We start from the raw sequence: 16,816 nt of genomic DNA, 5'->3' as shown, positions 1-16,816 counted from the left end.
ACGAAAACCATTATCACTGCCCAAATGCGCAGAGTGTCTGCCGAGCCTGCATGCGCAGAAGTGCGGAAGCGCCTAACCCGCACAGATACAGATTCTTTACCAGCAATTTTACAACGCTGAAGCACTGCCCACTCCTATCGGATTCCATCGACAACACCTTTACGTCGTCAAAGCTTCCACTGGCGTCATGGTAAAATGCGGCGGCGTATTTTTTCGATGGGATAAATTCTGCCGGATGTAAGATTATTATAAGGATTTGCAGTTGAGACGAACGCCGATGTGCCGCGCTCAATCTGTGAGCATTCCCAAATTTAACGACTGGTTTGCTGGTTATTACAACGTTATCCGTAGATAAATAGCCACTTGACCTGTAAGAGTGAGATAACCCCATCGAGTGGCGGTCGGTGAGACTTCCATCTGAGACCCAAACGGCGGGGTATCCGGACTTCCTCATACAGCGTGCACCATCATGAAAAGCAAGACCTTGGGATATGTTTTTGTCTTGCTGGCCATCACCATATTTGCTGCTCAGGATGGGTTCACCAAATTGCTTAGCGACCGATATCCACCATTGATGGTCACGATGGTGCGCTTTTGGGCCTTTGCATTTTTTGTGATTGCACTGGCGGCGGCATCTCCGGCTGGCCTGAGGGGGGCGATGATAACAAAGCGACCGTTGTTGCAGATCGCGCGTGGGCTCCTTCTTGTTGGTGAGATTGTCCTGGTGGTCTTTGCTTATATGACCGCTGGTCTGGCGATGAGCCAGGCAATCCTTCAGGCAGCGCCTCTTCTGGTCACGATACTCTCGGTTCCCTTTCTGGGGGAAAAAGTCGGATGGCGGCGCGGAATAGCCATCTCTGTCGGTCTCTTTGGTGTTCTGGTGATCCTCAACCCTGTAAATGTCCATTTTGACGTATCGTTGCTTCTCCCACTCACAGCGGCATTGATCTACGCGATCTACAGCGTCGCGACCCGCGCGGTCAGCCGGTACGATTCCTCGGTGACGAGTGTCTTCTATGCCGGTCTTGCCGGCGCAATTGCCATCTCTCTAATCGGCCCGTTTTACTGGCAGCCGATAGTAATATCCGATTGGCTTCCTATGGGTGCTCTTTGCGTGTGCGGCGCAATAAGCCACTATTTCCTCATCAAGGCATACAGCTATCTCGAAGCTGTCGAAGTGCAGCCTTTGACATATATACAGCTCGTTCTTAGCGTCGGGGTTGCTGTAGTCTTCTTCGGTGAGGTGGTGACCTGGAACATGGCTATCGGAGCCACAATAGTGGTCGGTGCCGGTCTTTTCACCGTACGGAGAGAGCACCAGCTGGAGCGGCGAAAAGGAATGATAAAACGTTGAGCTTTAGCGCTCGATGAACGCAGTTATGCTTGCTTCTTCAGCATCAAGATCAGAAAGTATGGCCCTCCGATAAAGGCGGCAAGCAGGCCCGCTGGTATTTGCCAAGGAAACAGCAGCATCCGGCCGAGCCAGTCCGCGCAGATGAGTATAATTCCCCCCAAAAAGGCCGATACATAAATCTGCGGCAATGCCCTGTGAAACCCCATCACGCGTGCGAGATGGGGAGCCATCAAGCCGACGAAGCTCAGGGGGCCGATGAGCAATGTCGCTACCCCTGCCGGAATCGCTGCAAGAACTATGAGGATCAGGTTCACACGCCATGGCTGCAGACCCAGCGCATTGCTGCTCGCTTTGCCCAGCGGTACAATGTCGAGCCATCGCGTGGTCAATGGAACAACAGCAAGCAGGCCCAGCGCTGTTGCGCATGAAATTACAGCATCTGCCAATGTCGAACGGTAGGTCGAGCCGGACATCCACGCCAGTAAAAACTCGATACGCTGATCGCCGGAAGCAATGAACAAAGCTGCAAATGATGAGGCGATAGTTGCAAGAGATACTCCAGCCAGCAGCAGTCTGTCGCCGGAAAAATGCAACCGGCCCGACGTAAGCAAAATGAGAAGCAAGGCTGTGAATGAGCCCGCGAGTGCGGCTGCGAACATCATGGGCCGGTCTATGCCGATGGTGAAGAACATCACTGTGAGTACGCCGATAGTGGCACCGCCGGAGATTCCCATCACCTCGGGCGCTGCCATGACATTGGTTGTCATGCGCTGCATCAGCATTCCGGACATGGCCAGCATGGCGCCACAACCCAGCGCAGTCAGCACGCGAGGTCCGCGTAAAGGCAGCAGCATTTGCATTTCCGTTGGCGGCGACCAATTCCATGTGCCACCGCTGCTTCGACCAACCATGAACGCAATGACCATAGCAACGGCAAAAACAATTGCACCGACTGGAATAAGTTGCCGGAGGCTTTGACGCTTTGAGGGCTTCAGCCCAACCTGCCCTTGTTCTGGCACCGTACGCAGACTTGCGATCATCACAAGAAGGAGCGGCGCACCCAAAATTGCTGACGCCGTTCCTGTCGGGATTTCTGACGAGAACGGCACGATCTGCACAAGACAGTCAGTCAACCACAGGAGTGACGCTCCTGCCAAAGGTGCAAAGGTCAAGCGTTGCCGCAGGCTTCGCGCGCCGGCCAAGCGTATCAGAGCGGGTGCGACAAGAGCGATGAAACTGATTACGCCTGCATAAGCGACGACAGCCGTGCTGATGAGCACCGCAAGACCCAGCGCAGCAGCGCGCACTGTCGAAGGTTTTGCACCCAGATTCTGTGCTGAACCATCGCTCAGCTCCAAAAGAATGAGCGGTCGCAAAAGAAAAGCTGCGGAGCCCACACCTGCGCAAAGCCAAATGACCAGAGCGATCACCGCAGTATCACTATTTTGCACCAGCGATCCGCTTTGCCAGATGAAAAGCTCCTCGGAATATTCACGGTTGATAGCCATGAGTAATGTGCTTGCAGAACTGCAGGTAAGGCTGATGATAAGTCCGGCGATAATGAGCGCTGTGGGTGAAAACCCGCGACGGGCTACAAGCAGAAATATAATGGCAGTTGTCGTAACGCCTCCCGCAAGGGTAATCCACACCTTGCCCCATTCCAGAAGCCACGGCGAGTATAGCGTTGCAACGGTCAATGCCAGACTGGCACCGGCATTGGTCCCGATCGTTGTAGGCTCAGCCAAAGGATTTCGCAAAACGTGCTGGAGAATTGCGCCTGTCAAGCCCAACGCCGCACCTATCAGCGGCGCGATGAGGACACGGGGAACCATTGCGTGACGAAACAGCAACTGGCGAGAATCGTCCAGATCAGTTGCATTTAATGCCGTCCACCACATGTCCAACGGCAACTGTTTATTCAAGGCAAGAAAGCTGAGTATGGCTGCGAAAAGTGCCGGGACTGATACCACGATGCATAGTCGGCGGCGCTGTATAAGCGCAAAGGGCAATTTCATGTTGCGGCCACCAGCGTGGCAAATCGTTCGGCTGCACGCAGCCCGCCAAATGGCCAGATTGGCGCTATCCGGATGACCTTGCCATTTCGGACGCAAGGGAGATTATTCCACAAAGAGCTTTGATTGATCCGGATTTGTACGTGGGCGGGTATTGGATCGAGCGAGATGATGGTGGCATCTCCAACTGACACAAGCTGCTCGATTCCAACCTGTGCAAATCCCCAGGAATTGGTTGCACCTTCCCACGCATTGATCAGGCCGAGCTGGTTCATGACATCTTGAAACAGCCCGCCCCCGCCATAAATCCGCACATGCCGGTCATCGAACATGCTGACGACGCATATTGGCCGGTCGGCCTTCGGTTGAAGTTTAGTGCGTGCCATCGAGATTGATGCCTTAACAGTTGCAATGAGCTGTTCTGCCTCGTTTCGCCGGCTCAACAAATTTCCAAGCTGCAAGGTTTCGTCTACAGCCTGTTTAAATGGCGTTGAGGTTCCGTCGTAAAAGGGCACATTGAAGGTCGGGGCAAATCTTGTGAAATCAGCCTGATCCAGTCCATAACCGTAAGCACCAGCGATGAGATCGGGTTTTAACTCTGCGAGCAGTTCCAGATTGGGCTCACTGCGTGATCCCAGATCAAGTGTTGTAACAGGGAGTGCAGGGCTGACAACCCAGTCGCGATAGCCTGCTATATCACCCACAGCAACTGGTAGAATCCCCAGCGACAAAAACATTTCCGCAGATGTCCACTCTAAACATACGACGCGTTTTGGCCTTGCGGGAGAGGAAGCAGAAGAAGTTCCTCTCATCCACGACAATGCCAATCCCGCCAGACAGGCTCGCCTTGTAATCGGCAGTGACAGCACTGGTATCACAGCTCGATCTACCAGCTGTATTTCACGCTACCTGTTACCCGCCGCCCCTCACCGTAAAAGCAGCCGAAGCTTTCGGCAAAGCAGGAAGCTACATAGGTTTTATCGAACAAATTGCTGGCGTTGATTTGCAGCTCGACATTTTTCCAATTGTAGCTGACAGCCGCGTCAACCAGCGTAACGGCTGGCACTTTGAAACTGTTGGCGTCGTCTCCATATGTCGACCCTACGTAACGGACGCCGGCGCCCAAGCCGAGCCCTTCGAGAACACCGCTTTGAACCTTATAATTCGCCCAAAGCGACGCGCTATGCGTCGGCACACCAAAAGGTGTGTTACCTTCATTATTCGCTGCATCATCAATGCTGGTGGCTTTTGATATCTCAGTGTCGAGATAGGTATATGCAAGGCGCAGATCGATACCGGAATCAAGGCTGGCAACACCCTCCAGCTCAATACCGCGGGACCGGATTTCGCCTGTTTGCGTTACATCGTCGGGGCGACCTACTCCGCCATAACGTGGAACATTTCCTCGGGTGAGGTCGAATGCAGACAAGGTAATGAACGAGTTCCAGCCATCAGGCTGATATTTTATGCCTATTTCGTATTGCTTGCCGGTTTCGGGTACAAAGACATTGCCGTTACTGTCGATTCCGGGGATCGGCTGAAACGATTCCGAATAGGCGGCGTAAGGTGCCAGCCCGTTATCCGCCAGATAGACCAATCCTGCGCGACCGGTAAAAGCCGTCTCCTTTTGTTTGTAATTACCTTCAAACGGATCTTCGACAGTGTTGTTTGACCAGTCGTGCCGACCACCCAAGGTCAGACGCCATTTATCGAAAGCGATTTGGTCCTGAACATATATGCCGACCTGCCGCTGCAAGGTGTCGGTATCCTGATAAGGAACCAGTTCACCGATGGTCTTGCCATATTTGGGATTAAAAATATCATCTATCGGATCAACAGAACCCTCCGCTCCATAATCATTATAGCTGTAGCGCGTGAAATCCACGCCAATGAGCAATGTATGGTCGAGTTTGCCTGTATCGAAATTCGCCTGCGCTTGCGTGTCGATAGTCACGCCCTGGTTCTTTGATCCACCGGCGTCCGCATAGCGATCATAGGTGTGTCCGTCTTCCCGCAGTCCACCGCCAAAAACACCCTCTTCGTAGTGTTTCAGCCATACGTAGCGTGCATTCTGCTTGATCTTCCAAGTCTCATTAAAGCGATGTTCAAATTCATAACCGATCGACGCCTGCGTATTGTTGTAGGTATCAAAATCTGGCTCACCGACGAACATGCTGGAGGGTAGCTTCTTGCCACCTGGCCCCGGAAAGACTGTGCCTTTGGCTGGCAGATATTGCATAGCCCAACCGGAGCGATCACGCTGATAATTGGCAAGAACCGTCAGACTGGTATCCTCATCAGGCTTCCAGCTGATGGATGGTGCAATGAAAATGCGATCATCATCTACGAAATCAATTTGGGTGTCGCCTTGGCGAACCAGACCAACCAGCCGATATGACAGGTCGCTGTCTGGCGCAATCTTGCCGCCAAAATCGAATTTTCCCTCGTAACGATTGAAGTTTCCAACGCCGAACGAGACTTCACTGATACGTTCATCAGTGGGCCTTTTACTGACATAATTAATGAGGCCGCCCGGGCTGTTTTGCCCATAAAGAACTGATGCTGGTCCACGCAGGATTTCGTAGCGTTCAGCACCATAGGGATCAAGGCCGGTAAACAGCGCGTAGTTACTTTCTTTTAGCTGCAAACCATCACGATAAAACACGCCATTTGCGTTCGATATGCCCCGTAATTGCACACCCAGCCCACGATTGTCAGTGCCATAAAGATCGCCGCTGGCTCCCGGCGTGTAACGCAGAACGCCGTTGAGACTTTCAACATTCTGCTTATCCATTTGGTCCCGAGCTATAACGGAAATGGACTGGGGCGTTTCGATGATGGGAGTATCGGTTTTCGTGCCAGCAGCGCTTCGGCTGGCAACGTAACCGTCTACAGGCCCCCACGCACTTTCAATGCGCGATTTGATGGTAATCGGGTCGAGAAGAATGGAGCCCTCTGACGAAGGAGCAGCGGCAGTAGACGCTGTTGTTTCGACGAGTGTCACCGTGTTGGCATTGGTGAAGCGATAGCTCAGGCCTGTTCCAGCCAGCAGCTTGGATAGTGCGGTTTCTTTCGCAAAGCTGCCAGACAAGCCGGGTGAGTTGCGCCCCCGAGTCAGATCCGCCGCGTATAAAACCTGAATGTTGCTGCGGTCACCGAAAAGCGTCAGTGCTCTACCGAGAGATGTGGCAGGAATTGAGTAGCTTATTTGGCCCGCGGATTGCTGCTGAGCAAGTGCAGGTGAACCGGCCGACAATGCGATGGGCGAGACAAGAAGTACGGAACACAATCTATACAATATAGGCCCGAATGCTCCTGATGCACGTACCCCAAACCTCAGCATGCCAACCTCGCGGAAATGAAAAAGATCAATGGCGCAAAACGCCTGTTAATGGCATGACGAGTCTCGATGAGGAGCACCTCACCTAAACATGAAAAAAAATATCATAATATCAGAACTAGCAATCAGGCGGGGCGCAGCAGTATCAGATAACGAGTCAATCTAATGGTTCGCACAGGCAGTGTTTCAGTGATTGCATTCAGAACGCCATCGGGATTGCGGATGTCGAAAATGCCGCTAACCCGCAAATCCAGCAAACTCCTGTCCGTGATGCGGATTGTGCCGCTGCGATAACGATTCACGTCTGCGATGACACGGCGCAAAGGCTGATCTTCAAAAATCAATTTGCCCCAGAGCCAGCCTGTTTCTGCAGCAAGTGTCTCTGTTTGGATATCGCTTAAACGCCCCTCCCGGTAGGAGACACTCTCTCCTGCCTCGATACGGGTATGCGCAGCTCCCCTCTCAGGGACAACGGATACTGCACTTTCCTGCACGGCAATGGTGACATACTCATCCGTCAAATGCACGACGAACTGCGTACCCAATGCAGTTGTGCTGCCTTCACCGGCATCGACTGTAAACGGGCGCTGTGAATCCTTGGCAACCGTGAAAAAGGCGCGGCCACGCTGTAAAGTGACCCAACGCAACGATGAGCTGTAATCGACGGACAGAGCGCTGTCCGCATCCAGATTGACCACGCTACCATCAGCCAGCGTTATCATTTTCACTTCGGATATGCCCGTGTAGTGGTCGCTTGCAAGAATATCCGGAAGACCATTCCAGGCAATGATACCGCCTGCAATTCCCAGAGTTGCGCCGCCTAAGAACAGCCTACGATTCACAAAGCCCCTCGGCGCGTACTGAATAGCTTGTACAAGTCGTGGGTCGCGAATTCTGTCGGCATCCGCCCACACGTCAGCCAGTATTTTATACTCTGCCCCGTGCAGCGGATCAGCGGCAAGCCATGCCGCAAGTTCTTGCTGATCATCAGCCGTGGCATCGCCGGAGTTCATCCTGACGAACCATGCCAGTGCCGTATCGCGAGCGATCTGCCTGATTGTTGAGTTGCTGCTTTGAGTCATTTACTACCGATTTAAAATGGAATGCAGCGCACCTTGCGGCCACTCCTGAACTGTAAGACGGATGGCGAGCGTACTATCCTCACTACCATCGAATATTAATCCAGAAGATCACTCATGCGGTCCCGACAATGGGCGAGCGCCTTCATGACATGCTTCTCCACCATACTTCGGGAAATATTTAACTCACGGGCAATATCAGCGTGCCCGCGACCATCGAATTTGTGCATGAGGAAAACTTCGCGGCATTTTTCGGGAAGCTCGGCAATCGTCTGCTCAAGAATGGTCAAGCGCTGCCGATAGTCGATTATCTTGTCCGGCAGGGGCGCATCCAGCACCTGATCTGCAGGTTCGGCTGAACTGAAATAGCGTGCACGAGATGTTTCACTTCGCAGATGATCTATCGCGACATTGTTGGCGACGCGAAAAACATAAGCGCGTGCGCTGTGAACCTGTGTGTCAGAGGGTACATGTTGCAGGCGCAGATAGGTGTCTTGCACCGCATCCTTGGCGGATGCCGCATTGCCGAGTTTTCTCGTCAAGTGTCGAAGGAGCTCGCCATAATGCGACGTAAGAGCGCCGAGCAATGAATCTTTTGCGTCCACGACCATGTTAAACCCGGCGATACATTCAATGATGCCCGGCAACCAACTGCAAGTTGCGGACGATTGTTTCTAGGTGTCTTTGCAGGCCAAGTAAAGTCAGTTCGGGTGTGAAGGTTTTGTATGGCAATCCATCGACAGGCGTCATCACGACCGTCGATGGATTTGTGTTGCGGAGTTTGTAGCGACCTAGAATGCAATCCCCAATCTCGCATTGAAGCCATGCTGCTGGGCATCATTTCCTATCTGACCCTGATAGGAAATGCCAAGCTTGGTTGCGCTGCTGATATTCCAGTCGAAACCAGCCTCGACAAGTGCCGTGTCCTTGTCAATCGGAGCGCCGTCAACGGCAAAAGCTTCAGAACCGTTGAACGCATGCGCGGCCGTTGGTTCGACATCGCCAAATGCGTGCCGCCAGCCCAGCGTACCGTTCAGCGAGCCCGTCATATTGCCGAGTTCCACTGGGGTGGAGGCGCGGAGCCCCAGCGTCGTGTATGTGACATCTGACTTGTCCCTGTTGCCGTGCAGCCCGGCTATACCGTTTTCGTCGTATCCATCCGTACGGAGATTGACATAGGCAATCCCGGCAAATGGTTCGAACGACGCCTGTCCGGCATGGAATGTATAGCTTGCCTCGCCAAAAACCTGAAGTGATCGAGCGTCATAGGAAGATGAAGCATGATCGGCCAACCCGGTGAACTCAATATTCCTCGATACGTCAATGCTGTGCCAGCTATGAGCAACACCAAAACGCAAACCGAGGTCTCTGACCTTGGCACCGGCATATGCGGCAACAGTGTAGCTATCAATGTCAGCGGAGGATGAGCGTCCCTTGGCGTCGAACGACGAATTTCCATACCCGGCCAGAGCGCCAACGCGCCATATCTCGTTGATAGCCGCATCGCCGCCAATAAACAGACCACCGGCATCACGCTCAAGTTTTACCGAATTGTTGTTCCCGTCGGCGCTTCCCCAAGCGCCATATGCCCTTCCCCATACGGCAAACCTGTCCGTGTCTGCCTGGACTGATTGTGCTCCATCCGGCCCGTAAGACAGGACCGGAGCGGAAGGCGAGCCTGCATCGCCAAACGCAGCACGAATGCGATCATTGACCGCATCACGCGCAAAGTGACTTTCGTCGATAAGCGCACCTTTTAATGAAGCATGGATTTCACCTGAAAGCGCATCATACGCAGTGCGGGAGTCGCCTTCGTTGAGAACCAGCAATCTATTGTACAGAGCAAGCGATGAACCGGACTGATCAAGCGTGTCCAGCGCCCGTGCAGTGGCAATCTGGTTATCAGAAATTGCAGTTGCTTCAAAAACAACTGGCGTTTCCGGCTCGGGTTCCGGCTCAACAACAGGAGGTTCCGGCTCAGGCTCAACAACTGGCGGCTCGGGCTCGGGGTTCACTCCTTTGAGGCCGATGTTAAGTTTCACGTCTTTGCTGCCGTAAGTGAGATCAAGATCCAGAAAGGCAGATTGGGTTATCGCCCTGTTGAATGCACCATTCACACCGCCTTGGGCAGTCAGGATCGTATACTTTTTTCCATCCTGATAGCTGGTTTCCGGATCAAGCGCTGCCACAACAACATCACCGCCATTGATGTGTGCAATCCCACCAACCCGCGTAAGATCGCTCGTTCCATCTCCGGAAATTTCCAGCGCATAGCGCGAGCCACGCTCCATGAGCAGGTTGCCGGTAATGTCCAAGGTTCCTATTGAATTGCCCGGAGACAGGACTGCGCCAGAACCAACTGTCAAACCACCTAATGTACCGGAGCCGCCAAGCGTGGTGCCCTCATCCAGTGCGACATTACTTGCAAGGCTCGCCTCCGGGTGCTCGCTGTCACCAACGACCAAACTACCTTCCTTGACCAAAGTTGCGCCGCTGTAGCTGTTCTGACCATTGAGAACCAGACCGCCGGCACCCGACTTTATCAAGCCACCTGTGCCTTCAATCGCTCCATTATAGCGCGTATTGACGGCCTGATTTATTGTGAGCGATCCATCACCAAGATCGACTTTTCCGCCCTTGCCGGAGAACACGGAAGCCGTCAGATCAAATCCGTTCAGATCAAGCGTGCCACCATCGACCGAATAGATGGTGTTATCGATAAAGCCACCTTCAATTGCACTTTGAAGCACACCGTCTTCGACGAATGTTCCTCCGTCGTAACTATTAGCCGCCGAAAAAACCAGCGTACCGGCGCCTTTCTTGGTAAAACTACCAACGCCGCTGATCTCCTGATCGACAGACACGACATTGCCGGCATCCGCAATATCGATCCACCCGGCCTGGTCCAGCAAAATCCGCCGATCAATGCTGTCCATGGTCTGTCCTGCAACCTTCAATCCGCCGTTGGCAAGCCTCAGTGCTGCCTGACTTCCACCCAAAGCCGCATCCTCGTCAATAATGATTGTGCCACCGTCTTTCACGAGCGTTTCACCAATGAAAGAATGATCGTCGATACAGTAATCCTTGATGGCCTGTTGGAAACGCTCGTCGCTACTCTTGCAATCCAGTAGTGTCTGCTTTTCTTCTAGCGTCAGACCCGCCAATATCGGATTACCATCGGCATCGGCGATCTGTCCGAGATATATGTCGTTGCGATTGTTGTTACGCGTCAGGTGAAACTCTTTGTTACGCTCGGCGAATTTATAGGCGTCCTTTCCCCATACCAGGCGCGTCTTTTCCGCACCCTTGTCCTGATATGTCTGTAATTGAGGTCCAATCCAGCGTAGCTCCTGCGCGACAGGTTCGTGGTCAGAAAGTGATCCGCCGGACGGCAAGTGGGCATTGTCGGAAAGGTTGCCGGTGTAATCGCCACTGTCCGCAATTTCCGCCCACTTGGCAAAGGGGCGCGACATCATGATGTGATCAATGGTTACGCGATCCCAGCTTTTCCAGATGTTGGTTGCGTCTTCGCCATCGCTCGTCCATGTCGAGCGCCCGTCTCCAACTGTACTTGGTTGGAATTGTTCACGGTTCCGCTCAAGCTGGAAAAGCTGGTATTGCTTTTTCAAAATATTGAGAGTGACGGGTGTATTGCTGAGGACAGGATAGAGTTCGTCTTGCAGGCCTATATCTTTTCCAGATTTCAGGCCATTTTCCAAAGCCTGCCCCCATTGGGCCCAGGATAATGAATCAATATTTCTTCCCGGGAATTCGTCTTGAATTGCCTGCCGGTATTTATTTTCGTCTGCAAGTGCCAGATATTCATAAGCCAGTTTTCTGTATAACGGATTTTGGCCAACACCTTTAATCAGCAAGATTTGTTGATCGATGCTGTGCAAACCTCTTTCTGATACATCACCCGCATTGAAATCACCCAATATCACAGTGGGAATGGCACTTTCAGCACCAGCACTGACGAGCTCCCTCGCTTCGTTTATGCGATTATCCGGTTCGTCATAATAGTTCATATGAACGCTGTTTACGATTGTATCGGGAAAGCCATTGCCCGGCTTTATGCGGATTTCGTCACCGGGAAGATTGTCAAATGGCACTGAGGAGAAAATACTGCCGCTACCCTTTCCACCTTCGTCGGGATTCTTCTGGGCCGTTGTGAAACTTTGCTGTTTGCGGGGAATACTGTTGAGCACATCAAGCGTATTACTGGAAAACGCATCGGCAACATTCTGTCCTTTAAACAACTTGTCATTATTGTTGAGTTCAGGAAGAACCAACACATCCGGCGACACATCGCGAAGGAGTTTCTGCATTGCTTCGGAATAGACAAGTTTGCCTGCCTGCTTTTGCGCCTGATCCCATATTTTGGAGTTTTCCCCCAGGTTCCAGATATTGAATGCCATGAACTTTACGGAGTGGTTTGCTTCCTGCGAGGATGCAGGCGTGGCAAATGCCAGAAGGGATGCTGCGCTTACCCCCAACATTAACCTGCCAAGTGTCGAGTTCTTTTTCATGCCATATGCAATCATAACAGTCCCCTCTTTCACTCTAACGCCGATGGTCAAAATGTACGTTTTCATACATTAATGGATATATATGTCAGTTTGACAACATGGTTGTGTTAAGTTGCGTGCATTTGTTATAAAATTCAGCAGGTTTGGGGGTTTTCGTGGGCAATACGGACATGAATGAAGAGGGCAAAAAGCAGCGGCGTCAGGCCGCGCTCATTCATTACATTGAGCAGAACAACTATATTTCCGTGGAGGAAATCACCGAACTTTTTTCTGTAACCACTCAGACAGCTCGCCGCGACGTCATCGCATTGGAGGCGATCGGCAAGATAAGGCGGCTGCATGGCGGAGCAGCAAGCATAACGTCGATTGATCCTCTTACATATCGTGCAAGACGTGTGGAAAACGCGGCGCAAAAGGCCAGAATTGGTAAGATTGTCGCTGATATCATTCCGGATGGTGCTGCGCTTTTTATCGATACGGGCACGACATGTGAGGCAATCGCGACAGCCCTCGCGAGTCGGCGCGATTTGAGAATCGTCACCTATAGTCTGAGAGTTGCGACCATATTGTGCGAAAGCCCGACCTTTACGGTTGCTGTTCCAGGCGGCTTTGTGCGGTCAATTGATGGCGGCGTTTTTCGCGAAGATACCGCCCAGTATATCCGCAAGTTCAAATTCGACTATGCCGTCATATCCGTCAGCGGCATCGACAAGGACGGGGACATTTGTGATGACGACCATGCCGAAGTCGCGGCGGTATCGGCTGCATTATTGCAGTCCGAGCGCACAATTCTCGCAGTAGACAGCAGCAAGTTCGGAAAACGTGCACTGGTCAAGCTCGGAACCTTGGACGATGTGGATATTCTCGTGACAGATGCCCTGCCAAATGATGGGTCGGCGTCAAAATGGGCCAATAAGAGCTTGAAGATCCATACATAAAACCCGACTTCGATCTTCAATGCGCTTCTTACTTTCCTTCATTTGCCTATCTGGTCGGGAAAAAGTCCGCCTCATTCAAGAGGCGATCCCGCTATCGCTGTCAGGCCAGGCATCGTCTGGAACATCAAAAATATCCCCATTCGGAACGCCGTCGATCTCGTATTTTGTCAGATAACTGCCAAGCAGTTCACCAAAATTATCGGCTCGGGTTTGTTGTTTGCCTTCTTCGATCAGCCCCGGAAGCAGCATGGCTATGACGCCAACACCAGCGGCGGCCAACCCGAGGACACCCGCCGCGCCAGCAATCGGCAGCGCTCTAAGGACCCCGGGAGCAAATACGCCCAATCCACCTTCCACAGCTGAAGCAAGGCCCGCAAGCGCACCCAAGGAGCCGGAAGTGATGCTGATACCGCCGCCAACAGTATCACCTTTACGGATCGACTGAACTCCGTCGAATATGCCATAGGCACCGGCGACAATGCCTGCGAGACCGCCAATTCCCTTGGCGGCATTTTCCGCTTTGGTCCAATTATCCGTGAGACTTTTGAAATTCGTCTCTGACATTTTGCCGATTTTTTTACCAATCGCAGTGTCAGGATGTTTGTCGGCCACAGTTTTCAGATAATCTTTCCAGGCTTTTATGCCACCTTCGGTCAGAAGCGTTGCAGTCTGGATCGATCCCGTCGTTATGTCGACCTTCTGCCGCTCGGTGGGGTTTCCACCACTCTGAACACCTTTGGAGATTGTGATGCCGGCCATAAAGAGGCCGCTGACACCATGCAGGACGCCTTTATCGGCAGCCGCCTTGGCCGATGGATTCAACAATGTCGGGCCAAGTTCGGCGAGTGATTTGGTGCCTTGTCGCAATACGTCCCAACTGCCCCTGAAACCTGCCAGTATCTGGTCAGTTTTCGCCACTGTTCCGTTTTCATTGACGAGCAGCTCGGGATTATCCTTGTTGATTTGTTCGAGGTAAGATTTTACTTTTTCCTCATCCAGCCTATCGCCCCCATCTACGCCGAATGCCAGTTTCAGATCATCGAATGAAGCATTTTTGAATGCATTTTCTTTCGAGATATTAGAGAAATTCTCGTTCAGTTTACCGTCAAACTTCGCAGTAAATTCGGGATCAAGCGCCGCATTATAGAGTGCCACTTCGGTACTGAACGCGCTGGTCGCCTTATCGAAGGTGTTGTCCTTTAGCAATTCATTCAGGCGGTCCCCGGACGCGAGCGATTTTTCGTAGAAATTCTCAAAGTCACTCTTATGCTTGGAGTTGTTGACGGCGGTCTGTATTTCCCCCGGCTTCTCAAGTCCCAGCGTCTCCTGAAACATTTTTGCCGATCCATAGAATTCAGCAAGTGCTCCCTGCTGGTCGGTTTTGCCATCTTTGGTCTTTGTGTCCCAAAGCTTATCGAGAGCTTTTCCGGATTTGATCTCATCGTCGTAGGTTTTTTGTATTGCCTCCTTCAAACCCTTATTTCCATCCAGCAATTCCGTCATCTGCCTCGAGCTGTTTTCGTTGAGGTACTTTACCACCTCGGGATCTTTCTCAAGGATGCTGATATGATCATTAAGATCCTTCAGCACCTCTTGTGGATCTGGATGTGTTCGGGCGCGGTTGGCGATACTGACTTTCGAATAATCATCCTTCCACATGCCGGATTCAGCGCCCTTGATGATCAATTGCCGCGCGGAAAGCAGTTCTTGAAGGGCAGCAGCTTTTTCTTCCTTTGAGTGCTTGTCGGGGTTCTCGAACAAATCCTTGTTCAGCTTGCTGATGTCCGTGCCGTCCACTACATTCCCATTGGTGACGCCGGAAAGGAATGTAATGGCGGACGTGGCGTCCTTCGGAGCCTGTTTTGTAAGCCAGCTTTTCACATCTTCCCTGCTCAGATCACCATCTGGCTTGAACTTTAAAGGATCCTTTGCCGTTTCTATCTTGTCGAATGCGCCCGGTTGCGACCAGAAGTTAAGCGCTTCCTTGAATTCACTGCTGATCTGGGGATTTTCATCCTTGTACTTCTTCAAAGCGTCGGCGGTCAGCCGATCGCCCGAACCTGTTTTCCCCTTAATCGCATCGTAGTTTTCATCTAGAATGGCGGCATATTTGGCAATCGTCTTTGACGTTTCATCTGCGTCCGGATTTGCTTTCAGGAAATCCTTGTAGCTGCTGATGTCCTCGGGCTTTTTCAGATCTTTTAAAACTTCGAATCCGTACTTTCCGAAATCCTGAAGACGACCTGCTTCAGTCCCGTGTTTTGCTTCGCCGCTCTTTGTGAAACCATCAATGCTGGTGTTGGATACATCGTCTCCCGACAGGGTATTTCCCTTGTCGTCATACATTGTTATCCGATCAAGAATCTGGCTGGCCCGAAATGCGGCATTTGCATCTTTTTCAAAATCGCCAACGCGTTCCTTGAGCATATCCTTGACACCACTTTGGTTTCCCAAATTGGCGAGGAGCGGCGAATCCCCGATAATGTCCTGCGCTGAGCGCTTATCGTCTTGAGGCAACTCCCATTTGATACCCACTTTTTCTGCCTGTTCACGGGCTTCCTTGTTGTCACCCGCAGACGAAACGTCATGAAGTTCGCCTTTCAGATTTGAGAACCCGTATTTGCCGAAATCCTGCAGACGGCCTGCCTCGGTGCCATGCTTCGCATCACCACCCTTGGTGAAGCCATCAATGCGATCATTGTCCACATCTTTGCCGGCAATTCTTTTGCCATTCTCATCAAATCGCTCGACGTGCTCAAGAACCTGCACCGCCCGAAACGCAGCGTCAGCGTCCTTTTCTATGTCGCCACCAACCCTTTCTTCCAGCATGTCCCTGACCCCACTCTGGTTGCCAAGGTCCCGCAAAAGGCGCGTATCGTTGATAATGTCCTGCGCCGAACGGTTATCGCCCTTTGGCCTTTCCCACATGATGCCCGCGTCCTTCGCAGACTTCTGGGCCTCCTCCCATTTGCCGACGGTTTCAGGGTCTACGGTGGCCAGATTAGAACGGTTAACCGGTGCGTTGACTTTCGACATTTAACACGCCTTTCCTGCCGCTGTGACGGTCGATGCTGTATTTTGAGGATCGTGCCAAGCTTAGGCGCTCGTCTGTGAACTGCATGTGACATGCATCCACATTAGCGCCGCGCCTGCCTTAAAGTTGTTGTCAGATGGGAAGTAATTGCGTTTGGCAAAGATGCCATGTGGGATGACGCCGGGCAGCAAGACCGCCTCAAAATATACATACAAAATACTTCTAATTTAAAACTGGATTGCAATTACTCGCGAAATACACCTTGCTGTCGAATAATAAATCCATTCTTTTGTGATAATATATGTTGCAATACAGACAATGCTGATGACTATACCTTTTTTGTGCTTGAGCCTTATCGAGGAGGTCGGGATGTTTGAGCAGCAAGCTCTCAGCTGACAGTTTAACTCTAAAAATCCGAAATTTCTTTATGTATTGGCTGATCGAGTGCAGTCACCCCACCTCTTCGCGAACTTTATCTCAGGCAAGTACAGACCAGCGCCGTAAGACAGTTGTCGGTGTGCTGGCAATGA

Annotated in this window: 9 protein-coding genes; 2 read left to right on the top strand and 7 right to left on the bottom strand. The window is 51.9% G+C overall.

What is annotated here, in order from left to right; translation table 11 throughout:
• The first annotated feature begins 469 nt into the window (after nt 1–469).
• Nucleotides 470–1,354: a DMT family transporter gene (locus tag PMI41_RS15760; RefSeq protein WP_008126463.1), complete on the top strand. Its 885-nt coding sequence runs from the start codon at nt 470–472 to the stop codon at nt 1,352–1,354.
• A 23-nt stretch (nt 1,355–1,377) separates the two neighbouring features.
• Here PMI41_RS15760 and fhuB read toward each other — a convergent pair whose 3' ends face one another.
• From fhuB to PMI41_RS15730, 6 genes are all read right to left on the bottom strand, one after another.
• Entirely contained in the window at nt 1,378–3,369 is a 1,992-nt protein-coding gene (gene fhuB, locus PMI41_RS15755; RefSeq protein WP_008126462.1) for a Fe(3+)-hydroxamate ABC transporter permease FhuB, read from the bottom strand.
• Entirely contained in the window at nt 3,366–4,178 is an 813-nt protein-coding gene (locus tag PMI41_RS15750; RefSeq protein ID WP_081497149.1) for an ABC transporter substrate-binding protein, read from the bottom strand. The genes fhuB and PMI41_RS15750 overlap by 4 nt, the downstream gene beginning before the upstream one ends.
• Before the next feature lie 74 nt (nt 4,179–4,252).
• Nucleotides 4,253–6,664, bottom strand: coding sequence for a TonB-dependent siderophore receptor (locus PMI41_RS15745; RefSeq protein ID WP_244423948.1), 2,412 nt, complete (start codon nt 6,662–6,664; stop codon nt 4,253–4,255).
• Between the two features lie 167 nt (nt 6,665–6,831).
• A complete protein-coding gene (locus tag PMI41_RS15740; protein ID WP_008126459.1) occupies nt 6,832–7,788 on the bottom strand; it encodes a FecR family protein in 957 nt (318 codons plus the stop codon).
• Between the two features lie 95 nt (nt 7,789–7,883).
• Nucleotides 7,884–8,396: a sigma-70 family RNA polymerase sigma factor gene (locus PMI41_RS15735; protein ID WP_008126458.1), complete on the bottom strand. Its 513-nt coding sequence runs from the start codon at nt 8,394–8,396 to the stop codon at nt 7,884–7,886.
• Nucleotides 8,397–8,576: 180 nt separating this feature from the next.
• Complete coding sequence (locus PMI41_RS15730; RefSeq protein ID WP_008126457.1) at nt 8,577–12,329, bottom strand: autotransporter domain-containing protein; 3,753 nt, start codon at nt 12,327–12,329, stop codon at nt 8,577–8,579.
• Between the two features lie 140 nt (nt 12,330–12,469).
• On the opposite strand from PMI41_RS15730, the gene PMI41_RS15725 reads away from it, so the two are divergent.
• A complete protein-coding gene (locus tag PMI41_RS15725) occupies nt 12,470–13,252 on the top strand; it encodes a DeoR/GlpR family DNA-binding transcription regulator (protein WP_348225804.1) in 783 nt (260 codons plus the stop codon).
• Nucleotides 13,253–13,327: 75 nt separating this feature from the next.
• Here the strand turns inward: PMI41_RS15725 and PMI41_RS15720 are convergent, their stop codons facing one another.
• Nucleotides 13,328–16,288 (bottom strand): type III effector HrpK domain-containing protein, encoded by a 2,961-nt coding sequence (locus PMI41_RS15720; protein ID WP_008126455.1) that lies wholly within the window; start codon nt 16,286–16,288, stop codon nt 13,328–13,330.
• Between the last annotated feature and the right edge of the window lie 528 nt (nt 16,289–16,816).

The sequence above is a fragment of the Phyllobacterium sp. YR531 genome, assembly GCF_000282595.1.
In the GTDB taxonomy this organism is placed as follows: Bacteria; Pseudomonadota; Alphaproteobacteria; order Rhizobiales; family Rhizobiaceae; genus Phyllobacterium.
Note: the sequence above shows the minus strand (reverse complement) of the source record. Positions and strands in the feature narration are given on the sequence as shown.

What these genes read in the sequence shown, in the direction of transcription:
- PMI41_RS15720 (WP_008126455.1), bottom strand. Translation starts at nt 16,288, where the DNA reads ATGTCGAAAGTCAACGCACCGGTTAACCGTTCTAATCTGGCCACCGTA.
- PMI41_RS15760 (WP_008126463.1), top strand. Translation starts at nt 470, where the DNA reads ATGAAAAGCAAGACCTTGGGATATGTTTTTGTCTTGCTGGCCATCACC.
- PMI41_RS15730 (WP_008126457.1), bottom strand. Translation starts at nt 12,329, where the DNA reads ATGATTGCATATGGCATGAAAAAGAACTCGACACTTGGCAGGTTAATG.
- fhuB (WP_008126462.1), bottom strand. Translation starts at nt 3,369, where the DNA reads ATGAAATTGCCCTTTGCGCTTATACAGCGCCGCCGACTATGCATCGTG.
- PMI41_RS15735 (WP_008126458.1), bottom strand. Translation starts at nt 8,396, where the DNA reads ATGGTCGTGGACGCAAAAGATTCATTGCTCGGCGCTCTTACGTCGCAT.
- PMI41_RS15740 (WP_008126459.1), bottom strand. Translation starts at nt 7,788, where the DNA reads ATGACTCAAAGCAGCAACTCAACAATCAGGCAGATCGCTCGCGATACG.
- PMI41_RS15750 (WP_081497149.1), bottom strand. Translation starts at nt 4,178, where the DNA reads ATGAGAGGAACTTCTTCTGCTTCCTCTCCCGCAAGGCCAAAACGCGTC.